Below are 3,978 nucleotides of genomic sequence, written 5' to 3'. Positions count from 1 at the left end.
GGCCAGCTTGCCCAACTGCTCGGCGAGCGTTTCCTGCCAGGGCCAGCGGCGGGTGCTGCGGCCCATCACCATGCGCACCAGGTTGTTCTCGCGCGCGTAGCGCACCAGCGCTGGCGCGCGCGCGGTGGCGGACAGCATGTTGCAGGCGCTGGCCCCGAGTTCCTGCGCCAGCTTCAGGCTGCGCTCGACCTGCGCCAGCAGTGCGGCAGACGGCGCCGGCTGGCCGGGGGCCTCCACGTGCACGGCATGCCAGGGCAGTTCCAGCTGCGCGGCCAGGCGGGCGCAGCTGCGCACCACTTTCTCGCCGTTCGCGCCCGGGCCCACGCAGGCCAGCAGGGCCTCGCGGTTGGGCCACACCGGCGTCGCGGTGCTGATGCTGGTGCGGCGGTAGGCGCGCATTTCGTCGTCCACCCGGTCCGCCGTGCAGCGCAGCGCGAGCTCGCGCAGTGCGAGCAGGTTGCCCTTGCGAAAAAAATGGGCGGCCGCACGCTCGGCCTGCTGCGGCAGGTACACCTTGCCCGCCTTCAGGCGCTCGAGCAGTTCATCGGGCGGCAGGTCGATCACCAGCACCTCGTCGGCGGCGTCGAAGAACTGGTCCGGAACGGTCTCCCATACGCGGATTCCGGTGATTCCGTTGACGATGTCGTTCAGGCTCTCCAGGTGCTGGACGTTCATGGTCGAGTACAGATCGACGCCCGCGGCGAGCAATTCTTCGGCGTCCTGCCAGCGCTTGGGGTGGCGCGATCCGGCCACGTTGCTGTGCGCCAGTTCGTCGAGCAGCACGAGTCCTTCGGGGTGCTGCGCGCCCCAGGCGAGCGCCGCGTCGAGGTCGAACTCCGGCAGCGTGCGGTCCTTGTACGCCAGGGCACGCAGCGGCAGGCGGGGCAGGTCGGGCGCTTGGCGGATCAGCGCCTCGGTGTCGGCGCGGCCATGGGTTTCCACCACGCCGATGATGACGGGCAGGCCCTGCGCCTGCGCGGCGCGGGCCGCGGACAGCATGGCGTAGGTCTTGCCCACGCCCGCGCAGGCGCCGAAAAAGATCTTCAGCCGCCCGCGCCGGGCCTGGGCCTCCTCGCTGTGCAAGCGCTCCAGCAGGGCGTCGGGGTCAGGGCGTGTGGCGTCGTCGTGCATTCCGGGTCATTCGCTGCTGCGCGGGGGCTGCGATGCGGTGTGCGCGTCGTCATTGTCGCCTGGCGCATTGCGCGCAGCGCCCGGGCGCGTGACCAGCCACCAGGCGAGCAGCATGGGCAGTGCGAGCACCAGCGTGGCCAGCAGGATTGCGAGCATGGCCGGGCCTGCGGATCATGGCTTGGCGGGGCGCCGGGTTGCGTCCAGCGCGAGGTTCAGCGCGAGCACGTTCACCCGGGGCTCGCCCAGAAAGCCCAGCCAGGGGCCTTCGGTGTGCTGCTGCACCAGCGCCTGGACCTGCTCGGGGGGCAAGCCGCGGAGCGGGCCACGCGGCCGCTCTGGTAGTTCGCCGCGGCGACGCTGATGTGCGGGTCCAGCCCGCTCGCCGAGGCGGTCACGAGGTCCACCGGGACGGGCCGTGTGTTCTCCGGGTCTGCGGCGCGCAGCGCCTGCACGCGCGCCTGCACGGCGTCGAGCAACGCCGGGTTGCCCGGCGCCAGATTCGACCCGCCCGACGCCAGGCCGTCGTAGGGCAGGGGCGTGGTGGCGCTGGGGCGGCCCCAGAAGTGGCCCGGCGCGGTGAACGTTTGCCCGATCAGTTCCGACCCCAGCAGCCGGCCGTCGCGGCGCACGAGGCTGCCGTTCGCCTGGTGCGCAAACACGGTTTGCGCAACGCCCGTGACGGCCAGCGGGTAGAGCAGCCCGGTGAGTACCGAGAACAGCACGAACAGCACGAGCGCCGGGCGCAGCAGGCCGCAGCGGGCGGGTGGCGTTGCGCCCGCATCGGGCGCGGGGTGGGCAAGGGATTCGGTCATGGTGCGGGGCTTTCGGAAATCAAACCAGTCCCAGGGCAGCGATCAGCATGTCGATCGCCTTGATGCCGATGAACGGAAGCAGCACGCCACCGAGCCCGTAAATCGCCAGGTTGCGGCGCAGCAGCGCGGCGGCGCCCACGGCGCGGTAGCGCACGCCGCGCAGCGCCAGCGGAATCAGGCAGACGATGATCAGCGCGTTGAACACCACGGCCGAGAGGATCGCCGACGACGGGCTGGCCAGCTGCATGAAGTTCAGCGCCGACAGCTGCGGGTAGGTGCCGACGAACGCCGCGGGAACGATGGCGAAATACTTCGCGATGTCGTTGGCAATGCTGAAGGTGGTCAGCGCGCCGCGCGTCATGAGCATCTGCTTGCCGGTCTCGACGATCTCGATGAGCTTGGTCGGGTTGCTGTCCAGGTCGACCATGTTGCCGGCCTCCTTCGCGGCCTGCGTGCCGGTGTTCATCGCCACGGCCACGTCGGCCTGCGCGAGCGCGGGGGCGTCGTTCGTTCCGTCGCCCGTCATCGCGACCAGCCGCCCGGTGCTCTGGTAGTCGCGGATGAGCTTGAGCTTGGCCTCGGGCGTGGCCTCGGCGAGAAAGTCGTCCACCCCCGCCTCGGCGGCGATCGCGGCGGCGGTCAGGCGGTTGTCGCCGGTCACCATCACCGTCTTGATTCCCATGCGACGCAGCTCGGCAAAGCGCTCCCGGATGCCGCCCTTGATCACGTCCTTGAGCTCCACCACACCGAGCACGCGCGCGCCGTCGGCCACCACCAGCGGCGTGCTGCCGCGGCGCGAGACATCGTCCACGGCGTTTTGCAGCGCGGCAGGAAAGCGCCCGCCCAGCGCCTGCACGTGTTTGCGCACGGCGTCTGCGGCGCCCTTGCGCAGCAGGCGCGGGCCGGGCAGGTCGGCGCCGCTCATGCGCGTTTGCGCCGTGAAGTGCACGAACTGCGCGCCCAGGGTCGCCAGGTCGCGCTCGCGCAGCTTGAAGCGCTGCTTGGCGAGCACCACGATGCTGCGGCCCTCGGGCGTTTCGTCGGCCAGGGAGGCCAGCTGCGCCACGTCCGCGAGCTCGGACTCGGTGACGCCGGGCGCGGGGACGAAGGCGCTGGCCTGCCGGTTGCCCAGCGTGATGGTGCCGGTCTTGTCGAGCAGCAGCACGTCCACGTCGCCCGCCGCCTCGACCGCGCGGCCCGAGGTGGCGATCACGTTCGCCTCCAGCATGCGGCTCATTCCCGCCACGCCGATGGCGCTGAGCAGGCCGGCGATGGTCGTGGGAATCAGGCACACGAGCAGGGCCACCAGCACCACCAGACTCACGGGCTCGCCCGCGCCGCTGGCCTGCACGCCAAACACCGAGAACGGCAGCAGCGTGACCACCACGCCGAGGAACACGATGCTCAGCGCCACCAGCAAAATGGTCAGCGCGATCTCGTTGGGCGTCTTCTGGCGCCGGGCGTTCTCCACCATGGCGATCATGCGGTCCACAAAGGTCTCGCCCGGGTTCACCACCACCTGCACCACGACCCAGTCCGAGAGCACGCGCGTGCCGCCGGTCACGGCCGAGAAATCGCCGCCCGCCTCGCGGATCACCGGGGCCGATTCGCCCGTGATCGCGCTCTCGTCCACCGAGGCCACGCCGTCCATCACCTCGCCGTCGGCGGGAACGATGTCGCCGGCCTCGACCAGCACCACGTCGCCCCGGCGCAGCTGGCCCGCCTCCAGCGGCAGCCAGGTCATGGCGCTGTGCGGGGTGCTGCGCTCGAACGTGCCGGCGAGCTTCTTCGCCCAGGTCTCTTGCTTGAGGCCGCGCAGCGACGCGGCCTGCGCCTTGCTGCGCCCCTCGGCCAGGGCCTCGGCAAAATTGGCAAACAGCACCGTGAACCACAGCCACAGCGCGACGGCGGCGGTAAAGGCGTCGGGCGCGCTCGCGGCCAGCGCGCTGCTGAAGGCGCTGCCCACGTACACCACGGACATCACCGGGTTGCGCCACTGCACGCGCGGGTCCAGTTTTTTGAAGGCATCGCGCAG

The 3,978-nt window shown here is 71.0% G+C and carries 3 protein-coding genes and 1 pseudogene; all 4 read right to left on the bottom strand.

The annotated features are described in order from the left end of the window. On the bottom strand, positions 1–1,131 hold a 1,131-nt coding region (locus VTU_RS0105100; RefSeq protein WP_010101476.1), incomplete at its 3' end, for a signal transduction histidine kinase. A 6-nt stretch (positions 1,132–1,137) separates the two neighbouring features. Further along, positions 1,138–1,287 (bottom strand): hypothetical protein, encoded by a 150-nt coding sequence (locus tag VTU_RS33450; protein WP_010101474.1) that lies wholly within the window; start codon positions 1,285–1,287, stop codon positions 1,138–1,140. A 15-nt stretch (positions 1,288–1,302) separates the two neighbouring features. Next, a pseudogene (gene kdpC / locus VTU_RS25765) lies at positions 1,303–1,943 on the bottom strand (potassium-transporting ATPase subunit KdpC). A 19-nt stretch (positions 1,944–1,962) separates the two neighbouring features. After that, positions 1,963–3,978 (bottom strand): potassium-transporting ATPase subunit KdpB (kdpB, locus tag VTU_RS0105085; RefSeq protein ID WP_029554125.1); only part of this gene is annotated, 2,016 nt, incomplete at its 5' end.

It is taken from the genome of Verminephrobacter aporrectodeae subsp. tuberculatae At4 (genome assembly GCF_000193225.1).
Taxonomy (GTDB): domain Bacteria; phylum Pseudomonadota; class Gammaproteobacteria; order Burkholderiales; family Burkholderiaceae_C; genus Acidovorax; species Acidovorax aporrectodeae.
Note: the sequence above shows the minus strand (reverse complement) of the source record. Positions and strands in the feature narration are given on the sequence as shown.

Excerpts from the sequence above, each read along its gene's own strand:
- VTU_RS33450 (WP_010101474.1), bottom strand. The coding sequence starts at position 1,287 with ATGCTCGCAATCCTGCTGGCCACGCTGGTGCTCGCACTGCCCATGCTG.